Raw genomic sequence first — 17,691 nt, forward strand, 5'->3', positions numbered from 1 at the left:
GAGACGACAAATTTGAAAATTAGAAGTTTAAATAGCAAATTTATTATATTTGTTATATGTTTAATTATCCCAATAGGTATATGCAATATTATATCCTTAGCAATGAGCAAAAAAATTGAAGATGGGTATGTTAATATGCTTAATAATATGCTTATAACAAATGAAATTAAACAACACATTGATGGTTCTTTAGACAGTTTTAATCAATATATATTAAATGGCACTGAACAAAGTAAAGAAAGTTATAATAATGAAGTATTTCTAGCAAAGCAAAAAATACAAACATTGAAAAAAAATTCTGATAGCAGAAGTCAATATATTTTACGTGATTTAGATAATACTTTAGGATCATATAAAGAAAGTTCAGAAAAAACAATTTCAGCTTATGAAAATAAAGAAGGATATATTTTTTATTATGATGATTTTATAGCAACTAAAAATATTGCTTCATATTTCAATATATATGCATCTACTTTGATGCAAAACTATTTAGAAACTAGCAGTATAGCTTATAAAGAATTGAATAAAAATAGTAGAATTGTATATATAGCTTTAGCAACTTATCTAATATTGATTTTATCTATGTGTGTAATATATGCTATGTTTTTTATAAGAAATATTTCAAAAGGGTTAAAAGGAATAGTTGAAACATCTAATAAGGTATCTAAAGGGCAATTTGAATATTATGAAGGAAATAAAACTGATATATATGAATTAGATGTGCTTATAAAAACGTTTAATACTATGATAAAAGATATAAAAAACTTCATAAGTTCAATTAATGATAAGCTTATATTAGAAAAAAAATTAAAAGAAGAAGAAATGAAAAATCTCCAATATGAAAACGCTTTAAAAGAATTTGATTTAAAAGTGTTGCAATCCCAAATAAATCCACATTTTTTGTTTAATACTTTAAATTGTGTAAATGCAACAGCTATAATGGAAAATGCTACGACTACAAGTAAATTAATAAAATCAGTATCAAATATACTAAGATATTCTTTAAGAAGTATGAATACAAATTCACTGTTAGAAGAAGAGATAAATATTGTAAAAGATTATATATATATTCAAGAACGTAGGTTTGACGATAGAGTGAAATTTAATTTAAATGTAAATATGGATATGAAAAAAGTAAAGGTTCCAGGGATGACAATACAGCCATTGGTAGAAAATGCATTTATACATGGGATAGAATCTAAAGAAGAGGGTGGATGCATAGATATAAGTATAAGCAATGAATATGGAATTTGCAGTGTTATTGTTCAGGATGATGGTGTTGGAATTCCAAAGGAAATTTTGGATAAAATTAATAACTATAATTATGATACTCAACATATTGGGCATACAACTGGACTTGGAATAAATATAGTCGAAAAGAGACTTAGATATTTATATGACAAAAAAGATATGTTTAAAATAGAGAGTGAAGAGGGGAAGGGGACAAAGGTTTATTTAAAAATACCAATAATGGGGGATGGCAATAATGATGAAAATATTACTTGCTGATGATGAAAAATATGATAGAGAAACACTTAATCATATAATAAAAGAAAGTTTTCCGGATGAATTAGACGTATATGAAGCTAGAAATGGGAGGGAAGCAATTGAATTATCGGAAAGTATTAGACCAGATATAGTTATAATGGATATAAAAATGCCAGGAATAGACGGAATACAAGCTTTAAAGGAAATAAATACTACATTACCTAATTTATATAGCATAATTTTAACTGCTTATGATTATTTTGATTTTGCATTAGAAGCTGTGAAAATAAATGTAAAGGAATATCTTCTAAAGCCATTCACAAAAGAGGAAATAATTGAGAAAATTTCTTCAGGAATTCAGTTTGTGAAGAAGGAACAGAATAAGAGGAAAAGTGAGATTGAAAACAAAGAGAAAATATATACATTATTACCAGTATTAGAAAATCAACTAAGTGATTTAATAATCAATGATAAACTCGAAGATGTCGATTATAGAATGTATTTGCAATGTTTAAATATGAATTTCATCAATAGCTATGCAATGGTTATATCTATTAAAGACAAGTATGATTATGAACATGCAAGTAGGAATGAAAAAGATAAAATTAAAATTAAGATAGGCGAGTATATTAAGGAATACATTAATAGAAAGGATAAGTGCATAGGGAATTATGTGTTTTATCAGGAATTAACTTATTTTATACAAATAGAAAATGAAGATATAAATGATTTTAAAAATTTAGAAATTGATCTTGCCTTTAATTTGAGAAGGGAAATAAAAAAGAGATTTAATGTTTCAATAAGAGCTGGACTTGGAGAAATATATAATTCAGTAGAACAAATAGTTGAATCATATAGACAAGCTACAAAATGTCTAATATATAACTCAGATAATGTAAATATTATTCATATAGGTGATATTAATGATAAATTAAAGAATGATAAATTTATTAATAGTAATATTGATAATAGTAATTTTATTGATGTAAAAAATAATAAAAGTGCTAATAAAATAAAGGCAAAGTTATTTGAAAATGTAAAGAATTTTATTAAAGAAAATATTGAGACAGAGTTAGAACTGGAGAAAGTTGCTAGTAACTTCAGTTTAAGTGTATATTATTTTAGTAGAACTTTTAAAGAAGTTACAGGTACAAGTTATTCAGATTATATAAATAAATGTAGAATAGATATAGCTAAGGAATTACTTTCAAGTGGGAAAATGAATGTTAAAGAGGTTTGCTATAAAGTTGGATATAACGATCCTAATTATTTCAGCAAAGTATTTAAAAAATACGAAGGAGTAAGTCCAGTTAACTTCAAAATAACATATGAAGAAAAATTTATGTAAAAAAACAGTAGACAGATGATTTCTACACTAAATAATAACTATTTTTATGCATTACGTAAAGAGTAGACACATAGTTCAAATAAAAAACTATGGTAATAAGCAATATATTACTATCATATTATTAAAATAATCTAGATTGATATCTTATATTAGAACTCAATCTAGATTATTTTTTTGTTTTAAATACATAGGACCTAATGTAATAGATGAAAGGAGTAAGGAAACTCGACTCATATGCATTTGCTAAATAAATTATTCATAATAATCTTTAATTTGGAATGAATCATTCATAGTAAAAAATTGCGATGTAAAAGATAGCAATATAAAATTATAAGTTAGCAAATGAGTCTATTTTAAACGTTTACTAAACAATCTATAATTGAGATTGTAAAAAGGATTTAAAATTATTGAATTTGAAGGGGAGATAAACTTATGAAATCCAAAAAGATGGTTAAATTATTAGGTCTAACATTAAGCGGAATATTAATATTTTCAGCATTAACAGGATGTGGAGCAAAAACAGGTGGACAAACAGCTGATAGTGGAGACAAGAAAATAAAAATTGGTGTAAGTATGGATGATTTGAGACTTGAAAGATGGCAACATGATAAGGAAATCTTTGAAGAAGAAGCAAAGAAGCTTGGAGCAGAAGTTGTTTTTCAGTCTGCAAATGGAGATGATACAACACAAATGTCACAGGCTGAAAACCTTATATCTCAAGGGGTAGATATTTTGGTTATAATACCACATAATGGAGAATCAATAGCACCTATTGTAGAAGAAGCTCATCAAAATAAAATAAAAGTTTTAGCTTATGATAGATTAATTACCAATAGTGATGTAGATTATTATGTATCATTTGATAATGTTAAAGTTGGAGAATTACAAGGAAAAGCAATTGTAGATAAAACTCCAAAGGGGAATTATTTTATGATGGGAGGCTCTCCAACAGACAATAACGCAAAGTTATTTAGACAAGGACAAATGAATGTAATACAACCTTATGTAGATAAAGGTGATATAAAATTAGTTGGAGATCAATGGGTAAAAGATTGGAATGCAGAAGAAGCATTAAAGATAATGGAAAATGCGCTAACTGCAAACAATAATAAAATAGATGCTGTTGTTGCTTCAAATGATAGTACTGCTGGTGGAGCTGTTCAAGCATTACAAGCACAAGGATTATCAGGGAAAATTACAATTTCTGGACAAGATGCTGATTTAGCAGGTTGCCAAAGAGTTGTTGAGGGAGCTCAATCAATGACAGTATATAAACCTATTAAGGATATTGCTACAAAAGCAGCTGAAATGGCTGTAAAGATGGCCAAAGGTGAAGAAATTCAAACAAATGGAAGCATAACTAATAATGGGCAAAAGGATGTTCCTTCAGTATTACTTACTCCAATAGCAGTTTCAGCTGATAATATGAATGATACTGTTATAAAAGATGGTTTCCAAAAATTTGACGATGTATATAAGAATGTACCAGAAGATAAAAGACCAAGTAAGTAAGTAAGTAAATAAACAGCATATTGGGATCTGAAATTAGAATTTTAGATCCCAATATAGAAAGGAGATATGCATTTCATGAGTGAGTATATTTTAGAAATGAAAGATATAGTCAAAGAATTCTTTGGAGTAAAGGCATTAGATAGAGTATCTTTAAAAGTTAAAAAGGGAGAAATTCATGCTCTTTGTGGTGAAAATGGAGCGGGAAAATCTACACTAATGAAAGTTTTAAGTGGAGAGCACCCGGCTGGGTCTTACTCAGGAAAAATAATTTTTGAAGGCAAAGAATTAAACCAAATAAGTATAAAAGATTCTGAAAGAGTTGGTATAGCAATTATCCATCAGGAATTAGCTCTTATTAAGCAATTATCTGTAGCAGAAAATATTTTTTTAGGAAATGAAATAGGCGAACATGGACTGGTAAATTTTAGTGAACAATTAAATAAGACAAATGAATTATTAAATAGGGTTAAATTAAATGTTAGTCCACTTACTAGAGCAGGAGATTTAGGTATTGGGCACCAACAATTAGTTGAAATTGCAAAAGCTCTATCTAAAAATGCTAAATTATTAATTCTTGATGAACCTTCAGCTTCTTTAAGTGAAGGGGAAGTAGAAGTTTTAATGGGAATATTAGATGATTTAAGAAAAGATGGAGTTACATGTATATATATTTCTCATAAACTTAACGAAGTTACAAGAATATGTGACAATGTTACTGTAATTAGAGATGGCTCAACAATAGGTCAAGTTTCTATTAAAGAAATAGACCAAGATAAATTAGTACAAATGATGGTTGGAAGAGAAATGAAAAATTTATTTCCAAGGGAAGAACATAAAATAGGTGAAGAATTTTTTGAAGTAAAAAACTTCAATGTTATAGATCCATTTAATAAGAACATAAAAAGAGTGAAGAATGCAAGTTTTACATTAAGACGTGGAGAAATACTTGGGATTTCAGGTCTAGTTGGTTCAGGCAGAACAGAAATGGTAGCAAGTATATATGGAAGTTTCCAAGGTGAAAAGAATGGTGAAGTATATTTTGAAGGTAAAAAAATTAACATAAAAAATCCAAGTGATGCTTTAAGTAAAGGAATAGCTATGGTTCCGGAAGATAGAAAAAAAGATGGAATAATTGCAGGCATGAGTGTAGCTAAGAATATGACAATAAGTAATTTGTTAAAATATAAAAAAGGATTAAGTGTAATAGATAATGATAAAGAAATGATGGATGTTCTACAATTTATTGATGAAATAAAGATAAAGACTGCATCAACAGAATTAGCAATAAAAAATTTAAGCGGTGGAAATCAACAAAAAGTAATACTAGCAAAAAATCTTTTAGCCGAACCGAAAATATTAATATTGGATGAGCCAACTAGAGGGATTGATGTTGGAGCTAAGTATGAAATTTATAAGTTAATTTTTAAATTAGCTAAACAAGGAATATCCATAATAATGGTTTCATCTGAATTGCCAGAAGTTCTTGGAATTAGTGATAGAGTTTTAGTAATGAATGAAGGTGAAATAAAAGCGAATCTTGAGAATAAAGGATTAACTCAAGAAATGATTATGAGATATTCTGTAGGAAAGAAAGATGAAAATGTGAGTGCAAGTTACAAAGAAGAAAGTATGACTTCTGTAGGAGGGGTATAAGGATGCAATTAAGTAAAAGTACAGGTTCAGAAAAAGAAAAGAAATTTGAGTTTAATGTAATATTTAAATCTAAGATGACAGCAATATTATTAGCAACAGCAGTATTGTGGGTTTTATTTACAGTTTTAACAGATGGGAATTTTTTAACAACAAGAAATTTATCAAATTTATTTAGACAAATGTCAATTACAGGGGTACTTTCTATAGGAATGTGTTTTGTAATTATTTTAGGTGAGATAGACCTTTCAGCAGGATCAACTCTTGGATTACTAGGAGGAATTGCAGCAATATTAAATGTTTGGTTTGGTTTTTCAGCTATTCCAACAGTAGTAATAACATTAATACTTGGTGTAATTATGGGAGCTTGGAATGGATATTGGATAGCAGTTAAGAATGTTCCATCATTTATAGTTACTTTGGGTAGTATGCTTATTTTTAGAGGAATATTAATAGGGATTACTGGAGGAAATACTGTAGCTCCATTATCACCAGATTTTAAAGCAATAGGACAAGCTTATCTACCAACAGCCCTTGGGTATGTCTTAGTGGTATTAGCAATTGCAGGTTCAGCATATTTAGTATTAAATAATAGAAAAAATAAAATTAAATACAATATTGATGTTAAACCAATGGCTTTTGATGTATTTACAATAGTTGGAATTGGAGTTGTATCGTTAGCATTAGTAGTAATTCTTAATGACTATCAAGGATTCCCAATACCTGCCTTCATAATGTTACTTATAGCTTTGATATTAGGATTTGTAGGAACAAAAACTATATTCGGTAGAAGAATGTATGGAATTGGTGGCAATAGAGATGCAGCAAGATTATCAGGTATAAATGTAAAAAAACATATTATAGTTATATATTCAGTACTTGGCTTACTTTGTGGAGTTGCAGGAATATTATTAACAACAAGATTAAATGCAGGGTCAGTTTCAGCTGGTCAAAGTGCAGAAATGGATGCAATTGCAGCATGTGTTATTGGCGGTGCAAGTTTAGCTGGTGGTAGCGGTACAGTTGTTGGAGCATTAGTTGGTGCTCTTGTAATGGCAAGCATAGATAACGGTATGAGTATGATGAATACACCTACGTTTTGGCAATATATTGTTAAAGGTCTAATATTACTGATTGCTGTATGGATGGATATATCATCTAAAAACAAAAAATAATTAATTATGATTAAATAAAATTTTATATACATATTTTTTAATGTATAAAAGTAAGTGGTATATAATGAATATAGTCGTTTTATAAAATACAAAAATAAAGCAACTAAAAACTCACTTTAAAGACTTTAGTCTAAGAAGTGAGTTTTTTAGTTTTGACTATTAAGATATATAATTTTTCTGTTTGAAACAGTAAGTTTAAATGTTTACAAGAAGATATAAAATTATAGAAAAAAGTCAAATTTTTCGATTTTTACTTAAAGTTGGTAATGTTATTATTTAAATGTAGCAAAACTATAAAAGAATTTAGGGGGTAGAAAAAAACATGAATAAGAATTTAAAGAGAATGGCAACAGTAATAACGACTGTTGTAATGATGTCATCGTTACTAATTGGTTGTGGAAGTAGTAATTCATCAGCAGTTAATGGAACAGCATCAGAAAAGACAAAATTAACATTATGGCATATTCAAACAGCAACTGCAAAAGATGCAATACATGCTTCTGCAGAAAGATTTATGAAAGAAAATCCACAATATGAAGTAGAAATCGTTGATCAGGTTAATGACTCGTATAAACAAAAATTAGCTATGTCAATGAGTTCAAATCAAACTCCAGATGTATTTATGCAATGGGGAGGATCAGGATTAATTGATTATGTTAATTCAAATAAAATTGCTGATCTTACAGACTTGATGAACAAAGATAACTATAAAGGTAAATTTATAGATGCTGGAATTAATCAATCTTCATACAATGGTAAAATTTACGCTGTTCCAGTTGAAAACGTATCCGTTGCAGGTTTCTTCTATAACAAAGATGTTTTCACTAAATATGGAATAGAAGAACCAAAAACTATTTCTGAATTAGAAGCAGCATGTGATAAGTTAAAAGCAAACGGAGTAGCACCATTTGCTTTAGCTAATGCTACAAAATGGACAGGCTCAATGTATTATATGTATTTAGCAACTCGTTTTGGCGGACTTAACGCATTTGCAGATGCAGCATCAGGAAAAGCTTCATTTGAAAGCCCAGCATTTGAATTTGCTGGAAACAAGATTCAAGATTGGGTTAAAAAAGGATACTTTATAAATGGCTTCAATGGTATGGACGATGATAGTGGTCAAGCTAGACAAGCATTATATAAAGGCGATGCAGCTATGGACTTAATGGGATCATGGTTCTCAGGTACAGTAATCGGTGAAAATCCAGATTTTATCAGTAAATTAGGATTCTTCGCATTCCCAGCATTAGATGGTTCAAAAGAAGATCAATCACTTTGTGCAGGAACTGTTGGAGATAATTTATATTCAATTTCAGAAACATGTAAAGATAAAGAAGGTGCTTTTAAATTAATTCAATCTTTATTAGATGATCAAGCATTACAAGACCGTAAAAAGTTAGGTAAAATTATTCCACTTAAAGATTTCAAACCTGATGATGCATTAACACAAGAAATCTTAGATACAGTTAATAATGCAAAAGGAGTTCAATTATGGTATGACCAATATTTACCAGCAGAAGTTGCAGAAGTACACAAATCAACTAGCCAAGAAATATTTGGTTTAACTAAGACTCCACAAGATGCAGATAAAGAATTACAAGCTGCTATGGATGCATATAAAGCAAAAAATAAATAATTATAGCAACATTAAAAAAAATTAAAGCTGTTGCAAAATAAAGATTTCATAATAAATATATTTAATTTAATAAATTAAATATATATGAATGATTGAGTTTTGCAACAGCTAATTAATTATAAAGGAGAGAGAAAAAGTGGAATCACAAACTAATAGTTTGGCTAAAAGACGTGCCGCGTCAACAAGAAATGCAGCAATTATATTTCTTGTACCAGCATTATTATTTCTAATAATATATATAGCATATCCAATTGTCTATTCTTTCAATTTAAGTTACTATGATTGGAATGGATTTGCATCAAATAAGATCTTTGTAGGTTTGAATAACTGGAAAGAACTTATTAACGATGTGGTTTTCAAAAAAGCCTTTTTAAATAATCTTATTATCATGGTATTATCTATAATTATTCAAATACCAATTGGTATTTCCCTTGCAACTTTTTTAGATTTTGGTGGGAAAAAATTAAATGTGTTTAAAGTAATTTGGTTTATACCAATGCTAATGTCATCTGTTGCAATTGGTTACTTATTTAAATATGCATTAGATGCGAATTCAGGTATAATAACTGGAATATCAAAGGCATTAGGCGGACAATCAATAGATTTATTAGGCAATCCTAAGACAGCGCTAATTACGATTACAGTAGCTATATGTTGGCAATTTATCCCTTTCTATATGGTGTATTTTCTAGCAGCATATAGTGGTATACCATCAGATTTATATGAAGCAGCAATTATTGATGGTGCTAAAAAAAGCCAATACTTTTGGAGGATAGCACTTCCACTTATGAAACCAGCTATTAAAAGTGCAATTGTATTATCAATGGTTGGGTCATTAAAGTATTTTGATCTTATATACGTTATGACCGGTGGAGGACCAGGTACTGCATCAGAACTCATGGCAACTTATATGTATAAAAATGCGTTTTCATCTCAAAGAATGGGATATGGTTCTACAATAGCGTCAGGAATGTTTATTCTTATAACAATAATATCATTAGTTACAATTAAAGCATTAAATAGAAAGGAAGATTGATTATTATGAAGCAGAATTTATCAATAAAAAAATTATCTACAAAAACTATAATTGGAATACTCGCAATAGTTTGGCTTTTAATCACAATAGTTCCTTTTATATTTATGTTACTAGCAGGATTTAAGCAACAATTTGAAATGCTTATGGGAAGTGTATTTGATTTACCTAAAAGTTTATATTTAAACAATTTTATGGATGTATTTAAAGGGAACATATTTATATATTTTAAAAATAGTGTATTAGTACTTATAGTTTCACTAGTAATATTATTATTCTTAAGTGCATGTGCATCTTATCCATTATCTAGATTTAAATTTAAGTTAAATAAACCAATTTATGCTATAATAGTAGCATGTATGTCAGTTCCAGTTCATGTGACACTCCTTCCTATATTCTTAATGACTACTAAGATAGGTTTATATGATAGTCCTTGGGCATTAGTAGGTCCATATGTAGCTTTTAATCTACCAATTTCAGTATTTATACTAGTTACATTTATGCAGGCTATCCCTAGAGAATTGGAAGAAGCAGCTGAAATAGACGGTTGTAATAAATATAAAATTTTCTTTAATCTTATGCTTCCGCTAGTAAAGCCAGGACTTGCAACTTTAGCTATTTATAATGGTGTTGCTATATGGAATGAATTTAGTTTTGCATTAGTTTTAACTCAAACTTTACCTAATAGAACATTGCCACTTGCTATTTGGGAATATCAAGGACAATATACAATGAATGTGCCAATGATTATGTCAGTTCTAACTATTTCTATGTTACCAATGATCATAGCATTTATTTTTGGACAAGATAAATTAATTAAAGGCATGATGGCTGGTGCCGTTAAAGGATAGAAGCATTATGGTATACATAGAAAGTATTGTTTCTATAGCATACAAAAAAATAATATAGAAAAGGGTACTAATATGTATAAAGCAATAGTAAAAATCATAAGTAAATTATCCAGCATGAAATTTAATCAAAAAATCACTATTCTTTTTATTCTAGCAGTTTTAATTACAAATACTTTTGTAATTTATACAGTATATCAATTAGCAGGAAAAGAGATTACTCAAAAATCTACTGGACTTGTACAAGGACAATTTGAAACTATAACAGATATATTAGATATAACATTAAAAAACTTTATTGAAACAGCAAATATCATTAAATCAGACAGTCGAGTACAAGAATTTTTAATGAATAATAATTTAACTTCAAAGAATTATTATAAAGATACAAAAGATGCTTATTCCTCAATAAGATATCTTTTAGATTCTAATAGTTATATAGATTATATTGCATTGGTAAAATTTAATGGGCCAGAATTGGCATATGTAGGAGAAGTTTGGACTAACAGTGATTTTAGAACTCAAACATTGGAGGATTATAAAAATGCAATAGCAACTCAATTTGGAAATTGTAAAATAAGTATGAAAAGAAAAGTATTTTATCCAGAACAGTATGTTTTAAATATTTATCAACCTATTAGCGATAAATATGATTCAAAATTGAACACTGGGTTTTTAGTTATAGGAATTGGAGAAAAAAATATTAAAGAATTTTATTCCAATTTAGATAAAGAATTGAAAATGCAAATTTATTTGGCGGATAAAGATGGAATTGTTATATCTGATACAAGCAAATCTTCGATCGGAAAGGAAAGTTTGTATAAGGATGTATTAAAAGGAGAAAGTGGACAACAAAAGGTTGAAAACAAAATGGTTGTTTATCAAAAACTTAATAATTGGGATTGGTATATGGTAGGGGAGATTCCAATGGAATCATTATTAAAAGATACTAATACGGTAATATATTTTATAATATTATGGGTATTAATATCTGGAGTACTCATTAGCATAGTGTGTTATAAATTAAGCAAGAATTTATATAAACCTATGGAAACCATTGTAAAGAAAATGAATGAGGTTTCTAAGGGGAACCTTGAAGTCAGAATGGAAAAAGAGTATAAAGGAAATGATTTTAAACAACTTGCAAGTGGTTTTAATATTATGATTGAAGAAATTAATATACTGATGTTTAGAATAAAAAAGGAACAAACCGAGATTAAACAAATTGAACTAAACAGGTTACAGTCTCAAATCAAACCACATTTCTTATATAATACTTTAGAGTGTATCCATTGGCAGGCATTATCTGATGGAAATAAGGATGTATCGCGAATGGTAAAAGCTTTAGCTAATTATTATCGTTTATGTTTAAGTAAAGGAAAAGACATAATACCGCTTTCACAAGAATTAGCAAATATAAATAATTATTTGATTATCCAAAATATGAGGTATAGTGATATTGTCCAATGTCAAATTAATATAGATGATCGTTTTTCAAATGTTTTGATACCTAAGATGACGTTACAACCTTTAATAGAAAATTCAATTTATCATGGGATAAGGGTTAAGGATGGGTATAAAGGTAAAATATCCATTACTATAGAAGAAGTAAATAATAAAATAGTTATATCAGTAGCAGATACTGGAATGGGTATGGAACAAGAACAAATTGATCAAATCAATAATTCTATATCAGTATTTGATGAAAAAACAGGATATGGGTTAAGAAATGTACACAAAAGAATAGAAATATTGTTTGGTAGTGGGTATGGATTATACTATAGGAAAAATAAGTTTGATGGAACTACAGTAGATATTCTATTACCTAAAGGGGAGAATAATTAATGTATAAAGCTATGATTGTAGATGATGAAGAGATGATTCGAAAAGGAATTCGCAATGTTATTCCTTGGGACAAGCTAAGCATAGACACGGTTAAAATGGCTTCCTCTGGGATTGAAGCAATTAATTTAATGAAAGAAGAAACTTTTGATATTATGGTCACAGATATTTGTATGACTGAAATGGATGGATTATCTTTAGTAGAAAAAATGAATTGTTTAAATCCAAAGCTTAAAATTATTGTCTTAACAGGATATGATAATTTTGAATATGCCCAAAAGTGCTGTAAGATGCAAGTTGAGGATTACCTTTTAAAGCCAGTAGATGAAGCTGAACTTGAAAATGTCATTGAAAAACTAATAAAAGATTTAGATAATCAAAAAGCTATAAATCATGAGCAAAAGATTAAGCGTAGGATACAAGGCGTAACTGACCAATTAAAAATTGAGCAGATTATGCAAAATTTACTTTATGACCGAATGAAGATAGATGATATTAAAGGAGAGTTAGATCAATATTTTTATAACAAAAGAGAAACATTGCAAGTTGCATTAGTTTGTACAATTATAGATGATAATTTGGCATGGAAACAACATTTTGAATTATTGAATTTATATATTAAAAATACTTGTATTGAATTATTTGATTCTAAAAAAGAAGGGATTACTTTTGAAGATAAAAACAAAAATATCGTTGTTGCCATGTTTGTAAGAGATGAATTTGAGGAAGTAACAGAAAGAATGCAATATTTAATTCAATATTTGAAAAATGAATATGATATACATCAAAAAGTAATTCTTGGAAGTGTTGTATGCGGTTTTAATAAAATCAATGTTTCATATAATGATGCTTGCGTTTTATTAAATAATAAAAATACAGATGACGAAATTATTACAGGTGAACCAAGAGAATTAACGCTAAGATCATTTAATGCAAAAGTGCAAGAAATCCGTACAAGTATGATTAACAATATAGATGACTTTGAGAAAGTAATGAATATTTATGAATCATATAGTAAAATAATAGAATTCCATAATTTATCCATTTCCTTAGTAAAAAAAACATGTTTTGACATTCTAGCAACATTATATTTCGCTTATATGATGGAAAAAGGAGACGTAGTTGATAGCAAGTTGGATTCTTTATCTATTTCTTTGCAAAACTGCAATCGTGATGACTCATTAAAAATCACCAGAGACTTTATAGTACAGATGTTTCAAGCAGACATTGGAGAAAGTCATGAAATAATAAGAAAAGCAAAATTATATATTAAGGATCATCTTAATGAATCAATTTCAGTTTACAATATTGCAGAGATACTTTACGTTACTCCAACTTATTTCTCCAAGTTATTTAAGAATAATACAGGAGAAGGATGCAATAATTATATTGTTCGTAAACGAATAGAAAAAGCAAAATTGCTATTAGAAACAACGAGTATGAAAACGGGAAAGATTGCAAATTTAGTAGGATATAAAGATACAAATTATTTTTCATTAGCATTCAAAAAGCAAACAGGAATGTCTCCAACTGAATTTAGAGAAACTGGAGGAAGATATAATGAGAAAAATCAATTTAATTTCAACCACAAAATATGAAGTGTTGACAAATGAAAATGTATATATTAATAATGAAAAAGCATATCACACATTGGAGCTAAGTGGACAATCATATCAAACTATGGAAGGATTTGGAGCTTGTTTTAATGAATTGGGATATATAGCCTTAAATAAAATTACAGTAGATAAAAAAGAAGAAGTAATGAAAAATTTATTTGATCCATCAGAATGTAATTTTACTTATTGCAGATTGCCAATTGGAGCAAGTGACTATGCAGCAAGCTGGTATAGTTTAAATGAAATTAAAGGCGATTATGAAATGAATAACTTTACTATTGAAAGAGATAAAGAATGTTTAATTCCTTTTATTAAAGATGCAGAAAAATATAGTGGAAAGCTTAATTTATTTGCATCTCCTTGGAGTCCTCCAACATGGATGAAGTATCCTGAGGTATATAATTTTGGGACATTAATCTGGGAAGAAAAGAATCTAAAAGCATATGCCCTTTATTTTAAAAAATTTATTGAAGAATATAAAAATGAAGGCCTTAAGATTGACCAAATACACATACAAAATGAGCCAATAGCAGATCAAAAGTTTCCTTCTTGTGTTTGGTCAGGTGAAAAAATGCGTGATTTTATTAAAGGATACATTGGACCATTATTTGAAGAAAGCAAATTGGATACAGAAATATGGTTAGGTACGCTAAATTCGCCTTATGACGATTATGGTGATAAAAATTGGCAATTTGGTCAATATAATAACTTTGCTAATACTGTATTAAGTGATAGAGATGCCAGGAAATATATAAGTGGAGTTGGATATCAATGGGGTGGAAAGCATGCTTTGTTGCAAACCAAAGTAGCATATCCTGAAATGAAATTAATACAAACAGAAAATGAATGTGGAGAAGGAAAAAATAGCTGGGAATATGCTGAATATGTATTTAATTTAATATGGACATACCTAATTAATGGTGTATGTGCTTATACTTATTGGAATATGATACTTGAAGAAACTGGTGTAAGTACATGGGGATGGAAACAAAATTCCCTAATCACAGTTACAGAAGATAATGATATAAGATATAATCCAGAATATTATTTGATGAGACATTTTTCGAAATATGTAAAACAAGGAGCCTTAATGAAAGGACTAAAAGGTGATTATGCTGGAAATGCACTAGCTTTTGAAAATCCAGATAGAAGTATTATATTAGAGTTATTAAATCCTTTTGATGAGATGCAAGAAGTCACTTTTTGTTTTGAAGATATAAATTATAACTTTACTGTAAAGCCACATTCGTTTAATACATTAGTAGTTATATAACGGAAATTATTATAGAAAAAAACACAAAAAATTTTTGAGTTATTTAAGAGGAGATGTATAAAAATGGTTAAAGAGAAAAGAATTACTCACGAATACGCTTTAGAAAAAGCAAAAGAAATAGTGGCAAAGATGACATTAGAAGAAAAAGCAGAACAATTAACTTATAAATCAGCACCTGTAGAGAGATTAGATATACCTAGATATAATTGGTGGAATGAAGGTTTGCATGGTGTAGCAAGGGCAGGTACAGCAACTGTTTTTCCTCAAGCAATTGGACTTGCCGCTATGTTTGATGATGAATTACTACATGAAATTGCAACGGTTATATCAACAGAAGGTCGTGCGAAATACAATGAAAGCAGCAAAAAAGATGATAGAGATATTTATAAAGGAATAACTTATTGGTCACCAAATGTTAATATTTTTAGAGATCCTAGATGGGGGCGCGGCCATGAAACTTATGGAGAAGATCCATATTTAACTTCTAGACTTGGAGTAGCTTTCGTAAACGGACTACAAGGAGACGGAAAATATTTAAAAATAGCAGCATGTGCAAAACATTTTGCAGTACACAGTGGACCAGAGGGATTAAGACATGAATTTGATGCTGTCGTAAGTCAAAAAGATCTATACGAAACTTATCTACCAGCTTTTGAAGCTTGTGTAAAAGAAGGCGATGTAGAAGCTGTAATGGGAGCGTATAATCGTACAAACGGAGAACCATGCTGTGGAAGTAAGGCTTTATTAAAAGATATATTAAGAGGAAAATGGGAGTTTAAAGGTCACGTGGTATCTGATTGCTGGGCAATTGCAGATTTTCATTTACATCATAAGGTAACAAGTACTATCACTGAATCAGCAGCCTTAGCTATGAAAAATGGCTGCGACTTAAATTGTGGAAATGTATACCTTCAAATATTATTGGCATATCAAGAAGGACTAGTTACAGAAGAAGATATAACAACTGCGGCGGAAAGATTAATGGCAACAAGAATAAGACTTGGAATGTTTGATGAAGACTGTGAATATAACGAAATACCATATGAATTAAATGACTGTAAGGAACATAATGAATTATCCTTAAAAGCTTCAAGAAAGTCAATGGTATTATTAAGAAACGATGGAACACTACCATTAGATAAATCAAAGCTAAAAGCAGTTGCAGTAATTGGACCAAATGCTGATAGTAAAATAATGCTTAAAGGAAATTATTCAGGAACTGCATCTCAATATATTACTGTATTAGATGGAATACATGAAGCTGTTGGAGAAGATGTAAGAGTATATTATTCAGAAGGATGTCATTTATATAAAGATAGAGTTGAGGACTTAGCAAATCCCGATGATAGAGTAGCAGAAGCAATATCAATAGCAGAAAGATCAGATGTTGCTATTCTATGCTTAGGTTTGGATTCTACCATAGAAGGAGAGCAAGGTGATGCTGGTAATAGTGAGGGAGCTGGTGATAAGGCAACCCTAAACTTACCAGTGAAACAACAAGAGTTATTAGAAAAAGTGATTGCAACTGGAACACCAGTTATAGTAGTTATTGGAGCAGGAAGTGCTTTAACATTTAATGGAGTAGAAGACAAATGTGCGGCTATATTAGACGCATGGTACCCAGGTAGCCGTGGTGGGCGAGCAGTAGCAGATTTATTGTTTGGGAAATGTTCACCAAGTGGTAAATTGCCTGTTACATTTTATAAAGACACTAATGACTTACCAGAATTTATAGATTATGCTATGAAGGGTAGAACATATCGATATATGGAAGGAGAAAGCTTATATCCATTTGGGTATGGTTTAACTTATTCTAATGTAGAGTTGTCTAATTTGAACGTAGAAGAGATTAAAGAAAATTTTGAAGATGTTAATGTGAATATAGCTATTAAAAATATAGGGGATTATGATATAGATGAAGTAGTGCAATGTTATACAAAAAATTTAGAATCAAAATTCGCAGTAAAAAATTATAGTTTAGCAGGATTTAAACGTATAACATTAAATAAGAATGAAAGTAAAATCATAACAATGAAAATAAACAAGAAAGCTTTTCAAGTTGTGAATAATGAAGGTGAAAGAATTTTTGATGGAAATAAGTTCAAGATATATGTAGGTATATCACAACCAGATAAGAGAAGTGTAGAGCTTACAGGAATAGCTCCGTTAGAAATTAATATTGAATTAATATAAATCTTTTAAAAGTGATAGTTATTTAAGAGATTATTAAAAATTAATATAATATATATGAAAAAATATTATTTATAATA

12 protein-coding genes are annotated in these 17,691 nt (G+C 29.0%); all 12 read left to right on the forward strand.

Annotated features, from left to right (window positions below):
- The first annotated feature begins 12 nt into the window (after positions 1–12).
- The 12 genes from DIC82_10505 to DIC82_10560 all read left to right on the forward strand — a co-directional run bounded on the left by DIC82_10505 (position 13) and on the right by DIC82_10560 (position 17,614).
- Positions 13–1,509: a sensor histidine kinase gene (locus DIC82_10505; GenBank protein ID AWK51436.1), complete on the forward strand. Its 1,497-nt coding sequence runs from the start codon at positions 13–15 to the stop codon at positions 1,507–1,509.
- Positions 1,487–2,836, forward strand: coding sequence for a DNA-binding response regulator (locus DIC82_10510; GenBank protein ID AWK51437.1), 1,350 nt, complete (start codon positions 1,487–1,489; stop codon positions 2,834–2,836). The genes DIC82_10505 and DIC82_10510 overlap by 23 nt, the downstream gene beginning before the upstream one ends.
- A gap of 432 nt (positions 2,837–3,268) precedes the next feature.
- Positions 3,269–4,348, forward strand: coding sequence for a D-xylose ABC transporter substrate-binding protein (locus DIC82_10515; protein AWK51438.1), 1,080 nt, complete (start codon positions 3,269–3,271; stop codon positions 4,346–4,348).
- Positions 4,349–4,423: 75 nt separating this feature from the next.
- On the forward strand, positions 4,424–6,001 hold the full coding sequence (locus tag DIC82_10520; GenBank protein ID AWK51439.1) for a xylose ABC transporter ATP-binding protein: 1,578 nt from the start codon (positions 4,424–4,426) through the stop codon (positions 5,999–6,001).
- A gap of 2 nt (positions 6,002–6,003) precedes the next feature.
- A complete protein-coding gene (locus DIC82_10525) occupies positions 6,004–7,173 on the forward strand; it encodes a sugar ABC transporter permease (GenBank protein AWK51440.1) in 1,170 nt (389 codons plus the stop codon).
- Between the two features lie 322 nt (positions 7,174–7,495).
- Complete coding sequence (locus DIC82_10530; GenBank protein ID AWK51441.1) at positions 7,496–8,809, forward strand: ABC transporter substrate-binding protein; 1,314 nt, start codon at positions 7,496–7,498, stop codon at positions 8,807–8,809.
- A gap of 136 nt (positions 8,810–8,945) precedes the next feature.
- Entirely contained in the window at positions 8,946–9,845 is a 900-nt protein-coding gene (locus DIC82_10535) for an ABC transporter permease (protein AWK51442.1), read from the forward strand.
- 5 nt (positions 9,846–9,850) lie between these two features.
- Positions 9,851–10,693 carry a carbohydrate ABC transporter permease gene (locus DIC82_10540; GenBank protein ID AWK51443.1) on the forward strand — a complete coding sequence of 281 codons (843 nt, stop codon included), beginning with the start codon at positions 9,851–9,853 and terminating at the stop codon, positions 10,691–10,693.
- A 72-nt stretch (positions 10,694–10,765) separates the two neighbouring features.
- Positions 10,766–12,535 carry a two-component sensor histidine kinase gene (locus tag DIC82_10545; protein ID AWK51444.1) on the forward strand — a complete coding sequence of 590 codons (1,770 nt, stop codon included), beginning with the start codon at positions 10,766–10,768 and terminating at the stop codon, positions 12,533–12,535.
- Positions 12,535–14,130: a DNA-binding response regulator gene (locus DIC82_10550; protein AWK51445.1), complete on the forward strand. Its 1,596-nt coding sequence runs from the start codon at positions 12,535–12,537 to the stop codon at positions 14,128–14,130. The genes DIC82_10545 and DIC82_10550 overlap by 1 nt, the downstream gene beginning before the upstream one ends.
- Positions 14,093–15,421, forward strand: coding sequence for a glycosyl hydrolase (locus DIC82_10555; GenBank protein ID AWK51446.1), 1,329 nt, complete (start codon positions 14,093–14,095; stop codon positions 15,419–15,421). The genes DIC82_10550 and DIC82_10555 overlap by 38 nt, the downstream gene beginning before the upstream one ends.
- Before the next feature lie 63 nt (positions 15,422–15,484).
- Complete coding sequence (locus DIC82_10560; GenBank protein AWK51447.1) at positions 15,485–17,614, forward strand: glycosyl hydrolase; 2,130 nt, start codon at positions 15,485–15,487, stop codon at positions 17,612–17,614.
- Positions 17,615–17,691: the final 77 nt, after the last annotated feature.

It is taken from the genome of Clostridium beijerinckii (genome assembly GCA_003129525.1).
Classification (GTDB): Bacteria; Bacillota; Clostridia; order Clostridiales; family Clostridiaceae; genus Clostridium; species Clostridium beijerinckii_D.

Coding starts and splice junctions, on each gene's coding strand:
- DIC82_10510 (AWK51437.1), top strand. CDS start 1,487: ATGATGAAAATATTACTTGCTGATGATGAAAAATATGATAGAGAAACA.
- DIC82_10515 (AWK51438.1), top strand. CDS start 3,269: ATGAAATCCAAAAAGATGGTTAAATTATTAGGTCTAACATTAAGCGGA.
- DIC82_10520 (AWK51439.1), top strand. CDS start 4,424: ATGAGTGAGTATATTTTAGAAATGAAAGATATAGTCAAAGAATTCTTT.
- DIC82_10525 (AWK51440.1), top strand. CDS start 6,004: ATGCAATTAAGTAAAAGTACAGGTTCAGAAAAAGAAAAGAAATTTGAG.
- DIC82_10530 (AWK51441.1), top strand. CDS start 7,496: ATGAATAAGAATTTAAAGAGAATGGCAACAGTAATAACGACTGTTGTA.
- DIC82_10540 (AWK51443.1), top strand. CDS start 9,851: ATGAAGCAGAATTTATCAATAAAAAAATTATCTACAAAAACTATAATT.
- DIC82_10545 (AWK51444.1), top strand. CDS start 10,766: ATGTATAAAGCAATAGTAAAAATCATAAGTAAATTATCCAGCATGAAA.
- DIC82_10550 (AWK51445.1), top strand. CDS start 12,535: ATGTATAAAGCTATGATTGTAGATGATGAAGAGATGATTCGAAAAGGA.
- DIC82_10555 (AWK51446.1), top strand. CDS start 14,093: ATGAGAAAAATCAATTTAATTTCAACCACAAAATATGAAGTGTTGACA.
- DIC82_10560 (AWK51447.1), top strand. CDS start 15,485: ATGGTTAAAGAGAAAAGAATTACTCACGAATACGCTTTAGAAAAAGCA.